General features: G+C 29.8%; 15 protein-coding genes. 3 read left to right on the plus strand and 12 right to left on the minus strand.

Going from position 1 to position 17,633, the window contains the following annotated elements:
• The coding region (locus G534_RS0106315) for an IS110 family transposase (RefSeq protein ID WP_027348372.1) at positions 1-711 on the plus strand (711 nt) is incomplete at its 5' end.
• A 296-nt stretch (positions 712-1,007) separates the two neighbouring features.
• Positions 1,008-1,214: a type IIL restriction-modification enzyme MmeI gene (locus G534_RS08095; protein ID WP_034596079.1), complete on the plus strand. Its 207-nt coding sequence runs from the start codon at positions 1,008-1,010 to the stop codon at positions 1,212-1,214.
• A 401-nt stretch (positions 1,215-1,615) separates the two neighbouring features.
• On the opposite strand, the gene G534_RS0106325 is transcribed toward G534_RS08095, so the two are convergent.
• The 5 genes from G534_RS0106325 to G534_RS08100 all read right to left on the minus strand — a co-directional run bounded on the left by G534_RS0106325 (position 1,616) and on the right by G534_RS08100 (position 9,024).
• Positions 1,616-3,523 (minus strand): ABC transporter permease, encoded by a 1,908-nt coding sequence (locus tag G534_RS0106325; protein WP_027348373.1) that lies wholly within the window; start codon positions 3,521-3,523, stop codon positions 1,616-1,618.
• A 1-nt stretch (position 3,524) separates the two neighbouring features.
• Positions 3,525-4,268, minus strand: a complete 744-nt coding sequence (locus G534_RS0106330; protein ID WP_027348374.1) for an ABC transporter ATP-binding protein — start codon at positions 4,266-4,268, stop codon at positions 3,525-3,527.
• Positions 4,269-4,363: 95 nt separating this feature from the next.
• Positions 4,364-5,119: a sensor histidine kinase gene (locus G534_RS0106335; RefSeq protein ID WP_169513553.1), complete on the minus strand. Its 756-nt coding sequence runs from the start codon at positions 5,117-5,119 to the stop codon at positions 4,364-4,366.
• 224 nt (positions 5,120-5,343) lie between these two features.
• Complete coding sequence (locus G534_RS0106340; RefSeq protein WP_027348376.1) at positions 5,344-6,045, minus strand: response regulator transcription factor; 702 nt, start codon at positions 6,043-6,045, stop codon at positions 5,344-5,346.
• 870 nt (positions 6,046-6,915) lie between these two features.
• Positions 6,916-9,024 carry a GH92 family glycosyl hydrolase gene (locus G534_RS08100; protein ID WP_051177458.1) on the minus strand — a complete coding sequence of 703 codons (2,109 nt, stop codon included), beginning with the start codon at positions 9,022-9,024 and terminating at the stop codon, positions 6,916-6,918.
• A gap of 129 nt (positions 9,025-9,153) precedes the next feature.
• Between G534_RS08100 and G534_RS0106350 the strand changes: the two genes are divergently transcribed.
• Positions 9,154-10,110 carry a type I phosphomannose isomerase catalytic subunit gene (locus tag G534_RS0106350; protein ID WP_027348377.1) on the plus strand — a complete coding sequence of 319 codons (957 nt, stop codon included), beginning with the start codon at positions 9,154-9,156 and terminating at the stop codon, positions 10,108-10,110.
• Positions 10,111-10,306: 196 nt separating this feature from the next.
• Here G534_RS0106350 and G534_RS0106355 read toward each other — a convergent pair whose 3' ends face one another.
• From G534_RS0106355 to G534_RS0106385, 7 genes are read right to left on the minus strand one after another with little or no spacing between them, the layout of a single operon-like run.
• Entirely contained in the window at positions 10,307-11,239 is a 933-nt protein-coding gene (locus G534_RS0106355; RefSeq protein ID WP_027348378.1) for a ribokinase, read from the minus strand.
• Between the two features lies 1 nt (position 11,240).
• Positions 11,241-12,134, minus strand: a complete 894-nt coding sequence (locus G534_RS0106360) for a 6-phosphogluconolactonase (protein ID WP_034596080.1) — start codon at positions 12,132-12,134, stop codon at positions 11,241-11,243.
• An 11-nt stretch (positions 12,135-12,145) separates the two neighbouring features.
• On the minus strand, positions 12,146-13,495 hold the full coding sequence (locus tag G534_RS0106365) for an amino acid permease (protein ID WP_027348380.1): 1,350 nt from the start codon (positions 13,493-13,495) through the stop codon (positions 12,146-12,148).
• 9 nt (positions 13,496-13,504) lie between these two features.
• Entirely contained in the window at positions 13,505-14,458 is a 954-nt protein-coding gene (locus G534_RS0106370) for a PfkB family carbohydrate kinase (RefSeq protein WP_027348381.1), read from the minus strand.
• Between the two features lies 1 nt (position 14,459).
• A complete protein-coding gene (locus G534_RS0106375; RefSeq protein ID WP_027348382.1) occupies positions 14,460-15,284 on the minus strand; it encodes a TIM barrel protein in 825 nt (274 codons plus the stop codon).
• Positions 15,284-16,381 carry an aldose epimerase family protein gene (locus G534_RS08105; protein ID WP_034596081.1) on the minus strand — a complete coding sequence of 366 codons (1,098 nt, stop codon included), beginning with the start codon at positions 16,379-16,381 and terminating at the stop codon, positions 15,284-15,286. The genes G534_RS0106375 and G534_RS08105 overlap by 1 nt, the downstream gene beginning before the upstream one ends.
• Entirely contained in the window at positions 16,368-17,273 is a 906-nt protein-coding gene (locus tag G534_RS0106385) for a dihydrodipicolinate synthase family protein (RefSeq protein WP_027348383.1), read from the minus strand. The genes G534_RS08105 and G534_RS0106385 overlap by 14 nt, the downstream gene beginning before the upstream one ends.
• Between the last annotated feature and the right edge of the window lie 360 nt (positions 17,274-17,633).

Here is a 17,633-nt window from a genome sequence, read left to right on the forward strand (position 1 = left end):
AGAATTATTGAGATTATGTTTCCAGAGCTTGAAGATTGTGTTTACTCTATTAATCAAAAATCTACTATAGCTCTTCTTTACGAGTTCCCATCAAAGGAATTAATCGCAAATGCTCACCTTACTAGACTTACTAATGTCCTTAAAGATAATTCTAGAGGAAAATATTCTAAGGATAAGGCTTTAGAAATTAGAAATGCTGCTATCAATTCTATTGGAACTAGTTCTGATGCAAGCAGTTTTGAGCTTGTTCAAACTATTGATATGATTAATTTCTATTCTTCTAAAATTGATGATCTAGATGCTAAGATAAAAGATATTATGATTGAATTAGAATCTCCTATTTTATCTATTCCTGGTATTTCTTACAATCTTGGTTCTATTATTTTAGCTGAGATTGTTGATATCAATAGATTTGATACTTCCTCTCAATTGCAAGCTTTTGCTGGACTTGATCCAGCCACTCATCAATCTGGTAAATTTATCGCTAATGGTGTTTCTATGGTTAAACGTGGCTCTTCATATCTTAGATGGGCTATTCTCAATGCTGCTAGGTTAGTAGCTATGAGAGATCCTTGCTTTAAAGAATATTATCAGAGAAAGAGAAAGGAAGGTAAACACCACTTCGTTGCTCTTACACACGTTGCTAAAAAGCTAATTAGAGTTATTTTTAAATTACTTAAAACAAACACTCAATTTGTTCCTCAGACTTAACTTCATCTTTTAAACTAGCCTTTTATTAAGGCTTATTTGTCATGCAAATTTTTATTAAATTGTCTTTTGGTATATCTTTCATAAAGTTATTTATTTTATACTTGACTTCATATAGTTAGTCTTATATCTCTGCTTTTATATTACTTGAATATTTAGTTAGTAACAATATTACATTGCATTTAGAATGATTTTACAAGCTTTTTAAGATATTTTGAAAATCGAGAAAATGTTTTCATGAAGAATTAGATATATAAATTTATGATATAATTATTTTAATAATTATTTAGGAGATACAAATGTTATCACATGTTGAAATGAAGCGAAACGCTAGAAATTTTGCTAAAAACTGGAAAAATAGAGGTTATGAAAAAGGTGAGAGTCAAGTATTTTGGCTTTCTTTACTTCAAGAAGTTCTAGGTGTGGAAAGACCTCAAGATTATTTGATATTTGAAAATCAAGTTAAATTAGATAAAACTTCTTTAATAGATGCTAGAATTCCATGAGAAATTTTTAAATCTTGTATTTTTTGACCAACTTCTGATCTGTGATTCAGCAATTTGATATTTCTCTTCTAGGACTAGATAGTTTGACTTCCGGACATGTATTCATCGACGATTTTTCTCTTAAATTCATGACTGTATTTTTCCATTAAAATACCCCAAAGGTTGGATTTATTGGTCCAACTTTTGGGGGTCAGCGCATAGAAAATAGTCTTTTTTTATTACTTAAGATTTCTAATTTTTTCAAGATTTTATTAAGAATAGATTGTTTCTAATCAATAGTAAAGTTGAGTTAAGAACAGTTTGTAAATTTGAGTAATAATATTCACCAATAGTTCTTATATAGTCCCTACTTTCAGCAATTACTAAGTCTCTCTTCTCGATTTTTTTAATATTCTATGCGGTTATTTTTGAGTTAGAATCAATTCAATTTTTGCTTTGAAACGATTATTCATAAAGTAAAAATATAGAATCTGAATAACTAATAATACTAAAGCAATAAGAATAGTTTGCTTCCATATGGAGGCTGCGAGTAAATAGGATAACATGTTAACCGCAAAAATTGAATTGACTATCGCAAATATAACGGGTGCAAAGAATAAGATTATAAATTGCTTTCGTTGCATTTCTTGGATTTTATTAATAGACAATCCAATTTTATAAAGGTTAGTATATGTGGAACTAGATCCTCTAATATTATTTAATAAGCGGAAATAAATTAAACTTCCCGCCGAAAGAATAAAGATTACACTTAGCATAATCCCTATGTAAGTTAAAACTTGATACGTATATCTTTCTAGATCAACTCTTTCAATTTTTTGTATCAAGAGGAAATCATCGCCTTCAGAAAGACCAGACCCTAAAATTTCTCTATTAACTGTTGCTGCTTGCCTTGCTTGTTCATCTGTAGTAGTATCAGAAAAATGATACAAAAATGCTGTTTGCGTATGTTCGAATATTTGTGCTAATCGATTAAAAAGTTCATTATTTACTACATAAATGTCGCTGTAACGATAAGAATCAAAAATGTTCGGGAGATTATCGACGATATTAATTGTTACATTATCAGTTATAGAAATTTCTTTTTGAGAACGTCCATTTGATAATGTTACCGCCTCATTTCCAATCAGTTCTATTTTTTCATTCTCATTAAACAAACTATTGTAGTCTTCTTGAGAAATAATAATCTCTCTCGCTTGATCGCCTTTTTGTAAAATAGATACACTATTTAACTGAAAAGATATTCCAGCTTCACTAAGATTAGAATTAATTAACTCTATGTTATCTTCTTCTTTTTCATTCGGTTGAAACGAAAAATAGGAAATATCAAACGGAGTTGTTTCGGAAACTTCATCGGCAGCAGTAGAATTTAAGGCAATTGTTCCGATAGTAGTAATAAAAGCTACAGTTAATAGTAATGCTGAAATAAACATGGTTTTCGAATTACTGGATAATCGATACATTAACTCCGAAACCCATAATGCTCTCGTATCTTTAAGATAGTATTCTTCGATTCTTCTTACTTTGTCTGTAAAATACTTAGAGAATTGAGTGAAAAATAAGAACATACCAATTGTTACCAATCCACCAATTAAAATATGTAATATATCTGAGTTTTGAAGAGTATTCAATATATCAAATCCCTGTGGTATTAATCGATTGATTAGATTAATATTAGCTAGGGCGTATCCTAAAAGAATTAAGATTATAGCCGTGATAGATAAAAAACGAGAATATGTTATACTGCCATATTCATTCTGGTTTACATCTAGTAATTTATATATCGGTCTTTTTAATATAACTTGTGATCTGAAGAATGCAATCAAAAAGAATAAAATACTAAAAGCAATAATCGTAACAATGATTGATTTGATAGGAAAATAAAAGGGGATTGAGCTTAGATTAATTATATTTGCCATCAACAAGACAAATATATGTCCAAATGCTAACCCGAGAAGTATCCCTACTATTATAGCTGAAAATCCAATTATCATATTTTCTATGATAATTAGTTTACGCAATTGTTTTTTCGACATTCCCATCATAAGTAAAACCCCAAACATACTTTCACGTCTAGATAAAAATGAATTAATTGATAATCCTAAGAAGAATATCGCAAACAATACGACTATCACTTGAGCAGACGCCATAATAGTTGCAACTGCTCCTGGACCTTGATTAAGTTCAGGGTGAAATTGATTTACTGAAAAGATAAAAAATACAAACACAGTAAACATGCAACTTAGCCAATAGCCAATGTAAGTTTCTTTGTCCCTTATTACATTATTTTTAGCAAAATCTCGGAGATTCATTCTACACACCTCCAATTACATTAAGAACATTAAGAATATTTTCTCGGTATTCTATTAAATCGTTTCCTTTACGGATTTCATTGTAAATTTTTCCGTCTTTTATAAATACGACTCTCTCACTATAACTTGCTGTCTTAGCATCATGTGTTACTAATAAAATAGACATTCCATAGTTACGATTAAGGTTTTCGAAAATTTTCATAACTTCTTCAGAATTAGCAGAATCCAAGTTACCCGTCGGCTCGTCTGCCAGTAACAATTCCGGTTGATGGACAATAGCTCGTGCAATCGCTGTCCTTTGAGTCTGTCCTCCTGAAATTTCTTGCGTACGTTTATTTAATACATGAGCAATACCTAACGATTCAGCCACCTTCTCTGATTTTGCCTTCATAGATTTAACTTTCTTATTCTTAAACATCAAAGGTAGCATAATATTTTCTCTTACTGTTAATGTTTCAACAAGGTTAAAGTCTTGAAAAACAAATCCTAATGTATTACGTCTAAATAATGCTGCTTCTTCATCATTAAGATTAGCTATGTTTCTTCCTGTAACCAAAACACTTCCAGAGGTAGCAGGTAAAATACCAGAAATAACATTCAATAAAGTTGATTTTCCGCTTCCAGAAGGACCCATAACAGCGACAAACTCACCCTTTTGAATAGTTAAAGAAAGATTATCAAGACCTCTTGACTTCAATACATCTCCATATACATGACTCACGTTACTTAGTTCTAATAAATTCATTACTATCCCTCCTTTATTAATATACTAAAAGTTATTTTTTGATTATACTATCGAGAAAAATAAAAAAAGATGACAAATTTGTCACCTTTTTTCTCTTAATCAAAATATATAGTGAATTTCGTTCCTTTTGACTGTTCTGACTCAACTTTGATTTTATGCCCTAATTGCTCTAAAATTTGTTTAACTAAATAAAGTCCTATACCCGAAGAATTATTATTAGAACGTCCGTTTTTTCCAGTAAAATACAAATCAAATATACGAGGAATATCTTCCTTTATAATTCCTATACCTGTATCACTAATATCTAAACACAACTTATTATCTGTTTGTTTTATGTTAAAAATGATTTGATCTGTTGGATTAGAAAATTTTATAGCGTTATGTATTAATTGATCGATTATAAAATCTAACCATTTTTTATCACTCAACACAGTTGAGGTAGTATTTTCTATCTGCACTTTAGGAAATACTTTGTTCTGAATAAACAATCTTTTATTTTGGTTGATTATTCTATTAATACTTTCACTTAAGTTTATTTGCTCAATTTTTAAATCCCTGTATACTGCCTCTAGCCTTGCTAAGTTCAAAATGTTGTTTAGCTGCTTATCTATTTGATCCAACTCAACTAATAGTTGCATATTCTCTTTGCTACGCTTTCTATTCTGCAGCGCTAGACGCATTGAGCTAATTGAAGATTTCATTTGGTGTACCCATTGAACAATATAAGTTCTCCACTCACTATTTTTATTTTTATAATTTTCGATTTCGCTCAAGAATTGATCATAATTTTGATTTTCATGCTTAATAAAAGAATCAGTGAACAAATCGGTCCCTTGTAGCCTTTTTTTCATATTCCTTAAATTTGAAGGCGATATACTTAACGTTTTATATACTGTAGATTTCCTGCAATACCGTATGGTAAGAAATATAAAGAGAATGAATAAAGATAACAACAACATATAAATCAACAGTTGTGAACTAAGATATTCTCCACTTAACCAAATTATAAGCAGTATAAACATAAAATTAATTACATATAATAAAACAAAACTCAAATGATCTCTTATGAATAACTTCATCTACCATCTTCCTCTTCCACTATTTGATATCCAAAAGTCCGAATTGTACGTATTCCAATAGGCAATTGATTATCGACTATTTTTCTTCTGATTCTTCTTATATTTACGTTCAAGGTATTTTCCTCTACGAAATTATTTTCATCCCATACTTCAAAAAACAATTCATCTCTTGATACAGAGTTAGGGTATTCTTCAATCAATTTTTTGAGTATTTTCAGTTCTGTAATAGATAGATCAATTTTAGTCCCGCCAGTTAACAGCTGCTGTCTGTCCTTATCCAAGATAATATTTCCAACTTTTAATGGTTCATTTATAGTACTTGCCGATAATTCTCCAAATGTACGTCGAAGCAAACTATTGATTTTTGCGATTAAAATTTCGCTATCAAAAGGTTTGATAATGTAATCATCTGCTCCATATTCAAGCGCCATAATTTGATCCATATTACTATCTCTTGAAGAAATTATCATAATAGGATTTGATGTTATTTTCCGGATCTTACGACACCAATAAAACCCATTATAGTATGGTAAGTTAATATCTAAAATTATTAAATTAGGATTTATGTCCACTACTCTATCTTCTATATTTTCAAAATCATCTAGAATTGAAGAACGAAAATTATATTTTTCTAACACATTCGTAATGCTTTTAGCTAAACCAAAATCATCTTCTATTATCAATATATTATATGCCAAATTTTTACCTTCTTACTTTCGAATCATTATAACAGTTATCTTTTTAGCATTCTTAAAAATTTTGAATTTCCAACCAATACTAATAAATTTACTTATTAACTATTATAACAGATTCTTTTTCGTATATATATTAATTATTCTATTTGTGACCCAGCTGCTGGAAGTAAAAATTTCTTGACTGAAACATTTATACAATTACGTAAAATAAATGATAATTCGTGCCTTTTTATAGTAAAATTTCATAAAAAATGTTACTGGATATAAAATATGATAGAAAACAAACCTGAATTTGATAAAATCACATCGTTTAATTAATTAAATAAATAATATTGGTATCACGAAAAACTTTCACAAATATGTAAATCCTTGAGATTAGAATATATAGACACAAAACAAAAATTCATTTCAACATCACAAGTAAATATTGGAAATATAATATCTGAACCAGTATGTAGAAATAACTGGTACATTCACCACGCTTTGGAAGACTGCGAAGCAATTGCAAGTTATACTATATAGAATTAAAATCAGTTGAATAATACTTTAAAAAATACCTCTTTTAGAAAGACGATGGATTTTCTCCCATCGTCTTTTTTTGAGATCAATTATGAATTACTTTCCAACCGTCCCTACTCAACTTCTATCTCAATAGTATCAATCATTTCTAAATTTAATATCTTTTAATTATATTGTCCTATTTTCAAATATTAGATTTGGTGTGTTATCTGATAAGTATTAGAAATCTTCGTAACAAATATTGTATTCCACTTCATTTACTACATCTGTAAATATTAAAAGTAGAAATAAAACTACCGCAATCTTTTTTTAATTTTTGCTCTTAATTTATTGTCTTTTATTCCTCTCTTCTTATTAAACTTCAGGCACAATCCCTAAGTTAAATTCAATATTTTTCGAATTCACTAGTTTTTCATAACTTATCTTATTTCTTGTATACTTTTCACCATCAATATACAGACTATTTACAAATTTCTTATGATGATAATTTTCATTTGTCTTGATTGTGAGTGTATTACCATTATCTAAATGAATTTTTGCTTCATCATAAAATGCAATTCCTAAGTCATATATATTGCTTCCTGGACAAGTTGGATAAAATCCAAGACTTGATAATATATACCACGCTGAAAGAGAACCATTGTCCTCATCTCCTGGATATGCATCAAAATTAGGTCTAAAATAATTTAATAATAACTCTTTAATTATAATCTCTGTCTTAAATTTTTTATCTACATAATTATATAGATATGGCAAATGGAATGATGGTTGATTTGAAATAGCTATATGACCAAAATGTGCCTCATAATATTCACGCATCTCATGTATAGTTTGATTGTAATGTCCTACTTCAAATTCCGTCTTTGAATTTGTAATTTCATCCAGTCTTTTTTCAAATTCTTTCTTTCCACCAAACTCTGAAATAAATGCATCAAAATCATGATACATATTATAACTATTTTGATAAGCCGAACCTTCCGTATATGGTGATCCCCATGCTAAAGGATTGAATTCTTTTTCGAATTCTCTTTCTTTAGTTTTTGCTCTTAAGAATCCTGTCTCTTCATCAAACAGTTTTAAATAATTTTTCGATAAATTTTTATACTTTTCATAAATATCATCTTTATTTAAATTCTTTGCCACAACCGAAATTGAATAATCAGATAATGAATTATCTAAAGTTTGATTTACAGATTCATGTATATGACTTGGAACATATCCATATTTAATATATTCATCGACCGCTGCCCTTCCATATCTAGCATCTCCCGAATCAGTTGTCGATGCTTTTATCATAGCTTCAAGAAACTCATCCATATATTCTTCGCCAATAGATTTTGAAGAAGCTTCAGCAATTACATTATCCACTAAAGTTCCTGGCATCAATCCTCTTTCATCAGGAGATAACCATTTAGGTAAATATCCCGTATTTCTATAACTATTCAAAATACCTTCTAAAATCTCCTTGTATTGTTTTCTATCAATTAAAGAAAGCAATGGAAATAGAGTTTTGCCAGCATCCCAAAAACCAATATTTGTAAATAATTTTCCTTTTTTTACAGTTTTTGAAAATGTATCATAATGTATTTCTTCACCGTCTTTATCTATTTCATATATTGTCATTGGGAATAAATGACATCTATAAAGAGCATGATAAAAAAACTCAACTTGACTTTGTCTATCATACATTTCATATTTTTCATATTTTTTAGATTTTTCCTTATTAGTAATTTCAAATCTATCAAAATACTTGGTCCAATTATCCTTGGTTTCTTTTATCATTTCAACCAAATTGTGGTTTAACAACGAAAGATTATATATTGCTTGCTCCATAGAAATAAATGATGTAGCAAATTTAAGTTCACATAGTTTTTCTTCAGTTTCAACAATATATGTTTCTCTATTTTTAATTAATTTAAATGAATCTATATCAAATGCAATATACATTGTAAAATTTTCATCTTCGTTTCCACTAAAGTTTGTAACTTCTCCATACAGTTTATTTTCAATAACTTCGAGTTTGATATCTTTAAATAAAAATTTTGCATTTTCTTTTGTTTCATATCTTATTATCGCTCCATATTTTGAAGCCGACATTATCGCAGTTTCGCCATCCATATAATTAATGATATTAAAATTAGGTCTAAATATTGATGAATACGGATTATATAGTACATTTTCATTTCCACTAAATGGAAGTATTACAAAATGCGAAAAATCTCCCATCCATGGACTAGGCTGATGAGTAATCCTAAATCCAGAAAAATTTCTATCATGTGGATTGAACCACCAAGAACCGCCTTCCGGTCTTGTTTCAACAGCTATATAGTTTTGACCATAAGGCACTCCTGTATACGGAAGAGAATTACCATTTGAAAATTCATAAGCATTATTTGTTCCATAACGAGTATCTGTAAATCTTTTATCTTCTAAAATTTCATTTATAATTTTTTTTATTTCCATTTCTATCTCCATTTTAATATTCATATATATATTAATGAGTTTTTCAAAAATTTTCCAATTTATTTATAATTTGACATAAAACTCACTATAAAGGATACTTATATTGATATACAAAATATTGGAGGATACATGGAAATTTTAAAATTAAAACCTGCCCTTAAAGATTATTTATGGGGTGGAAACAAGTTAAAAACAATTTATAATAAAGAATCTAACTGGGATATAGTTGCAGAATCATGGGAGCTTTCTGCCCATAAAGATGGTTTATCAACTATTGAAAATGGTGAATTTGCAGGTTTAACTCTTGATAAATATTTAGAAAGAATGGGAAATAAAGTAATAGGAAAAGAATATATAAAAGATAGATTTCCTATTCTAAATAAAATAATAGATGCAAATCAGTCACTATCAATTCAAGTACATCCTGAAGATAAATATGCAAACGAAAATGAAAATGACAATGGTAAAACAGAAATGTGGTATATAATCGATGCTGAACCAGGTGCATATTTATATTATGGAGTTAAAGAAAAAGTTGCAAAAGAAGAATTTAAAGAAGTAATTGAAGATGGAACTCTTCTAGACAAATTAAATAAAGTAACTGTTCATAAAGGTGATGTATTCTTCATAGAGGCTGGAACAATTCATGCCATTGGAGAAGGTATACTTATTTATGAAGTTCAACAAAGTTCAAATGTGACTTATAGAGTTTACGACTACAAAAGAAAAGATAAAGATGGAAATGAAAGAGAACTTCACATTGAAAAAGCTTTAGAAGTTTCAAATCTTAAACCTAATGGAGAATATAATTTCAATGATGAAAACAATATAAACTCTTCTCTTACAAGACTAGCAAAATCAAAATACTTTGACGTATTAAAAGGTCAAGTAGATGACTGGTCATACACAATAACCGATGAATCTTTCCATGCTATAACTTTCCTTGAAGGAAATGGTGAAATTTTAACTCATGGACCTTCTTATAAATACGAAAAGGGAGACACATTCTTTATACCTGCAAATAATAATGAATATAAAATCAGTGGAACTGGAGAATTTATACTTTCTAGATTACCTATTGAATAAAAATATTTACTAAAAACAGATACTACTATGAGTTGAATTCGTAAGCACAGAATTATTTAATAACATTTCAAAATTAGACTCAAATTTAGGATGCTGATTGTAAATAATTAGCATCCTAAACAATAGACATATAAACTTAATATTAGAGTACTACCATATACTTATACATTTATATATAAATAGATTTCAAATTGTATTATTTGTTTAACGTTTTAATGAATCTCTCTACTTCTTCTGTAGGTCTATATGAAGGTATAGTCCCATTTATAGTAACCGATAATGCAGAATAATAACTTGCCCATTTCATTGAAAAATCTAACGATTTACCTTTACACAAGTTTGCTATTACTGCAGCCATAAAACCATCACCCGCTCCTGCAGTATTAACGACACTATCTACATTAACAGATTTAAATCTTACAATTTTATTTCCATCAAAATAAAGACTTCCTTCTGACCCTAAAGTTAATATTAACGTCTTAAACTTATATTTATCTCTAAAAAGTTTTAAAACATTTTCATTAATTAATTCAACTTTTGTTATATCTTTAGTAAGTGTAAACAACTCGGTCTCATTAATAAATAAATAGTCCACAGAAGAAAAATCATATTCTTTACTCTCTTCTAAAGGGCTTGGATTTAAGGCTACTATCATACCTTTAGATTTAGCCACTTCACAAGCTTTTAGTACTAAACTTGGTCTAATTTCAAATCCTGCTATTAAATATTTTGATGGATGTAATCTGTTTATTGCTTCTTCTACTTCTTCAAAAGTTAATTTCACAGAAGAGCTGTCTCCATCAATTATTGAATTTTCTCCATTTGGTCCAATCAATATTAATCCTGTACCTGTAGAAACTTCGTCTGTACGATAAAGAAATTCTGTATTTACCCCTGATTCCTTCATCCACTTTTCTCCTAAATCACCCCATGGATCATTTCCAACTTTACCTATATATGCTGTATTTACTCCTAATCTACCAAGTGCTACAGAAACATTTGAACCTTTACCTCCATCTTCTGCTACATGCCATCTTGAAACAGATAAAGTTTCTCCCCATTTTGGCATTCTGTCAGTATATGCATATTGACCAACACCATGACTATTTAACACAATTACATCTACCATATTACCAACCTCTTATTTCATGTGACATAGGATGATCAGCTGTTTTTTCATCAGTAAACAATATAACTTCTGGTACATATTTTGGAATTAATGTCACTGGATATTCTAGTGTAGGTTCACTAAACATAGTAACTCTTATTACTGTTTGTTTCCAATCTCCAGTCGCAACCATCAATACTGCTCTCTTAGCTGATAGCATAACGTTAAAACCAATAGTTATAGCTTTAGGAGGAACTCGATCATAGCAACACCCAAATGTTCTTTGGCTTAATGCTACCATTGTATCCTCATTTATTTCAACTATTCTTGTTTTTGATTTTGCGTATTCATCTATAGTTAATCTATAGAAATAGTTTCTCGGTTCTTCACAAAATGCTACTAAACCTCTAGCTCCTACTCCTGCCCATACAGTATCAATTCCACCCATTTCATTACATAGATTATCCACATAATCAATATCATTTATTCTTGGCCAAATTCTTTGATTAATAGGAACATTTAAATCATCGTTTATTCTACCATAAAAACATGCATTCATTGTTCCTTCTAAACTTTCATATGTATCTTCCACAGGATATGGTCTTCCTTGCCAATCTAAAAATTCGTCCATGTGAAATATCCATAAATTTTTTAAACTAATATTTTCTCTATTTACTCTATCAATGAATACATCAAATTGGTCAGTTGGCCCTGCTGGTAAAACCCATTTTGTTATTTTATTAAGCTTATTGTTTGCTATTACTTCATCAGCCATTAAGTTCCCAACTTTTTCCATTGTAATTTTTCTATTTGTATTTAACTCTAATTTTACTTTTAGATCATCTCTATTACACAATTCGTTCATAGGTATAGAACACCATTTAAATAGATCTTCTCTAGAAATCTTATAACCCATATTTTCTTCTCCTATTCTTCTAACGCAATAATATCCTTATTTTTCTTTCTGAAGTAGTAATAGAATGGCAAACCTGTAACAACAGCAACTACCGATGCTATCATCCCAGGAATTGGAGCCCATAAGAATGTTGAGAATAATAATATTCCTGTTGGAACTATAGCTAATATCGCCATTAATGGTCTCATTGGCATAATAAATGTAGGCTTATAATTTGGCATATTTCTTAATTTGAACCAAATTAAGAAAGTTCCTGCATTTCTTAATAAACAAATCAATGTAAAATATCCTAAAAGATCATTTAATTGTGATACAAAAACTAATACTATTGCTAATCCACTTTGCCATAACATTGAAACATATGGGGTTTCCCATTTTGGATGAACTTTTGCCCAAGATCTAAACCATACTCCATGTTTTGACATCATATATTGTATTCTAGCTTGGAACATAATCAAACTTGATAACGATCCAACTACTACTATTATAGCTAAGATTGAAGCTATTGTACCAGCTGTTTCTCCAATTAATGGTATATTAGATGCAGCTGTAGCTATAGGAGCTTCTGATTCGGCTAATGTATTAATATCTACAAGTCCTACTGCCATTGTTGAAAGTAATGTATAAAGAAGAGTTACTATTACAACTGTTGATAATAAAGCAATAGGCATGTTTTTCTTAGGATTTTCAATTTCTCCTCCCATAACTCCTGCAGATTGCATACCATCATATGACCAAGTTGTTGCGGATATCCCAGCTAATAACGCTAAAAACCCACTTGTTTTATGATCTACTATTACTTGTTGAAAATTTTCTCCATTAATGAAAAATAGACCTACACCAACTAAAATAAAGAAAGGCAATATTTTAATTGAAGTAATAAAGTTTTGCCATTTTGCTCCAGCTTCCATTTTAATCATATGTAAAAGTGTAAAAATTACAATTAAAGCAACTGCAACAAATTTTACCATCATCGGTGAAAAGCCTGTAAAGAAAGCTAAATAATTAGCAACCGTAAAGGCCATAATCGCAATACCAACAGGATCTGTAGCCCAATAACTTAACCATCCTGATAAGAATGATAGGAATGGAAATCCAGCCTTTTTAAAATAAGTAACAAACAATCCATCTTCAGGAAATGCTGTAGAATATTCCGTGTATAATAAATTTTGCGGAATCATAATCAATCCACCTATTAGAAATGCTAATATTGTTAATAGAGGAGTTCCTGTCGCATTTGCAACTTCTCCAACTGATGAGAAAATTCCTGATCCAACTGTAGTACCTACACCAATAGCTATCGCAGTAGTCAGAGTTAACCTTCTTTTTAATTGAGTTCTTGTTTCATCGTGATTAGTCATGTCTTTCTCCTAAATAATTTCTTTGTTATGTAAAAAGTACTCATTAACTTCTTCAATATATGGATATCCTTTACCCTTTTCTTTTGTCATACTTCCTTTTCTAGTAACCTTATATGAAGCATATTTTGTTGCCCATTCACTTGCTTCCCTTAATGTCTTTCCCCATACAAGATTTGCCACTAAAGCTGCTAAATATCCATCTCCTGCTCCAATAGTATCAACCGCATCGACTTTTGGTGCTTTAACAAACCAATAATCTTTTCCATCATGAACAAAGCTTCCTTCGGGACCATATGTTATAATAACTCCTTTGCACGAATGTTTATTAATCATTTTTTCAGCTAATTCTTTTGGAGTAGTATTATCATCTTCGTCTAGTTCCAAATCAATTTTAGCTTCCACATCATTTACTACTAAATAATCAATGTACTCTGTTTTTCCTAAACCTTCACTTGGTAAAGGACTAGCATTACAAAATGTTAACATATTAAACATTTCTTTAGCTATCTTAGCACCATACAAAGCTTTTTCTGAAGGCATTCCAAAACCAGTTATAAAATATTTAGCTTCTTTATGACCTTTTATCGCATTTATTATTTCTTCTTCTGTTAAATATTTACACGCACTATCGCCATCAACGATTGTATTTAATCCATTTTCATCAACCATAATGAGTCCAGTACCAGTAGCAACGTTTTTATCTTTATACATATACTTGGTATCCACACCCGATTCACTCATCCATTTATCACCCATTTCTCCCCATGGATCTTCTCCAACTTTACCAATATAACCAGTCTTTATACCAAGTCTCCCCAATGCTACTGAAACGGTAGCGCCTTTTCCACCATCTTCTTCTACTCTCCAATTAGTAGCTTCCATAGTTTCACCTAATCTTGGCAGCCTTTTTACATGACATATTTGTCCCACACCATGGCTATTAAAGACAATTACATCTACCATTTTATACCTCCTTCAATAATTCTCTAATAACCTTAATTCCTCTTTCAGCGGAATAATCTGGTTCATTTTCATATCTGCTAAATAATTCAAGAGATAAATATCCATTATAATTTATTCTCTTTAGATATGAAACTATCCTTTCAAAGTCCATTTCTCCATCTCCAGGAATTAAATGATCTTCACTATTACTAAATGCATCAATGAAATGTATATGTTTAACATTCTCTCCCATTTTTTCAAAATATTCTGAAATCGGCTCACCAACAGTAAGTGGGCACGCTAAATCTAACATAACCTTAAATCTATCTGAATTAACATTTTCTAAAAACCATTTTGCATCATCAGAACTTGTAACTATAGTTCCTTCAAAAGGTGTTACAGGTTCTAAAATAATCGTCTGTCCAATTTTTTCTGCATATCTTGACAACTCCTTAAAATTATTTAATACTAGATTTTTTACTTTTTCTTTATCTCTAGCGTAACCAGGATGATTAACAGCAAACATACAATACTCTGCTCCTATTAATTTAGCTGCATCTAATGATTTTTTGAAGTAATCTAAACTTTCATCATTCATATTTTTGTCTTCATACACTAGACTATATGGAGAACCAGTATTCTCTGGAGCATAGCTTATAATTGGCAAATTATATTTTTCTTTTAGTCTATTTATTTTTTTATATCCTCCATTTATTATATCCAGCGGGAAAGCATGTGGTCTAAACCCCGCAATTTCTACTGCATCATAACCATTTCTTGCCGCTTCTTCAAAGAATCTTTCTATAGAATATTTTGAAAACGCAGCAGAAAATAACGAAATTTTCATTATTCCTCCTTTATTATTTTTTTTATTTTTTCTTCAATATTTTTAGCTTCATTCTCTTGTAACACACCAAATTTAAACTTAAAACTATCTGATGAATAAGAAGGTATAGTGTTAAAGTATCCTTTTTCGTACTGATGTTTTGTGCTTTCATTACTTCCTGTAGTAGGTAAACAAAATCCAAGTCCATTTTCTTCATTAGACTTACAATACCACCTCAATCCAAAAGGCAATTTTGTAGCATCAAAAGATACATAATAAGCTTTACCATCTGGTAAAATTTGCATTGAATGAGCAAATCCTTTTGAATCTTTTTCGTACTTAATATTCACACATAATTCAGGAGCAAAAATTTGGTTTTTAAAATCAACAATATCTAATTTAAATGGATCTTCTTTTATACTTTCAACAAAATTTAGTAGATTTCTTTCTCTTTCAGAAGTAGCTATCATTGGTAAATCTTGTATTCTAAAGTTTGCATAGTCTTTTTTTGCACTATATACAAGTCTAGATTTGTCAACTCCTAACCAGTTCATGTGACACATAAAAACATAGTTCAATTCATCATATCTTTTATTGTTGATTTTTATTTCCATTTCCAACACATCTGAATCTTTTCTAATTTTCAACATTGGAATGTATTCCCAATAATAATCTTGGCTATTTTTATATTCATATATACCTGTAATACCTATATATTCTCCATTTTCATCTTCACCAATTTCTATTCTGTTATTTTTAAAATTAGCAAATGGAAGTTCTCCATGAATAGGGTAATCTTCAGATTCACTTGGTCCATTAATATTAATTAAACCGCAATGTATTAAAAATGCACCATAGGTGTCACCAAATTTTTTAGTATTTAGTGGGGAATCAAATATTGACTTTTGAGAAATAATTTCTCCCTGATATTCATATGACCAAATTTGATGACCCATGAAAGGTAATATGACAAAACTAAAGTTTTTAGCGTATAATTTAATTGCATCTATCCCACTATCATACTTAAAAAATGTAATCTTAAAGTCTGAACTTTGAAAAATATTTTCCTCTTTAGTAGAATAGTCTAATTTATCTAAATAAATACTAGTTGACTTCATATCCTAACTCTTTCATAAGGTTATCTAATTCTTCTTTAACTTCTGGTGAAACATAGTCCTGGTCTTTAGGCATTCTTGAACGCATTCCCGTTGGACCCCCACCATATTTCATGGCGTATATATAAGCAGCGTTAAAAGGAGATTTTTTTACAATATTTCTAATTCTTAAAACTTTATGTTGTGCCTTCATGCAATTTTCATAGTCACCAACTAATCCATAATTTACTATATCTAACATTTCTTTTGGATAAGGTACAGCCATAAATGAAACAGCTCCAACCGCTCCGCATAACATCATCACACCATCTAAACCATCACAACCACCTAAAAAATCAAAATTATCTTTATCAATTCTAAGGGTACATTGAATAAAGTTTAAAATATCTACAGATGCATCCTTAAAACCTCTTAGATTTGGATGATTATCTACTAATTTTTTAAGTGTATCAGGTTCATATAAAGTACCCATTTGTACACAATTATAGATATATACAGGTTTGTCTACATGATTTATCAATTCTGATGTATAATCATATAAAGCTTTTTGTGTATGTTTAAAGAATGGTGGTGCTGTTATACAATAACAATCAGCCATTCCTGTTTCCTCATATAGGTCTAATAATTTTTTATTTTCTTCAACTGAATTTTCAAAAGAACATACCATAAGCTTTGCCTTACCTTGCGTTTCTCCATATATAACTTTTAATAATTCAATTTTTTCTTCAGTAGTTAAAGATTGAGATTCTGCACCTAAACCATTAACAAAGAAATTTTTAACACCTTTAGACATATGCCAATTAATCATTTCCTTTGTCATTTCGTAATTAATACTTCCATCTTCATTAAATGGAGTTAAAATTTCATCCACCAATCCTGTAATAAAATGTCCCATTATTCCTCCTCGTATAATATAGTTGTAGTAATAAATACTACATTTTATTCTAAATCCCACTTTCTTATGGGATAATGATTGTATAGATAGAGGTCGTAGCTTTCCTCCTTGAAGCTTGTCTTCCTAATTAAGGGTTACGCCTCTACTTTACGTCCTTATTAGTATGAGCTGGATAGCACATTTCGTTGCTGTATATCTAACGAGGTTTGATTGTCGTAAAGTTCTTGAGGGTCCTTTCTCTATCTAAATTTATATTAAAGCTAGGTGATTTTATGTTTTACATTGGTGTTGATATTGCAAAGAATAACCACGAAGCCTCAATAATTGATTCTAATGGGAAACTTGTTTCTGAGTCTTTTT

Source organism: Helcococcus sueciensis DSM 17243, assembly GCF_000423145.1.
In the GTDB taxonomy this organism is placed as follows: domain Bacteria; phylum Bacillota; class Clostridia; order Tissierellales; family Peptoniphilaceae; genus Helcococcus; species Helcococcus sueciensis.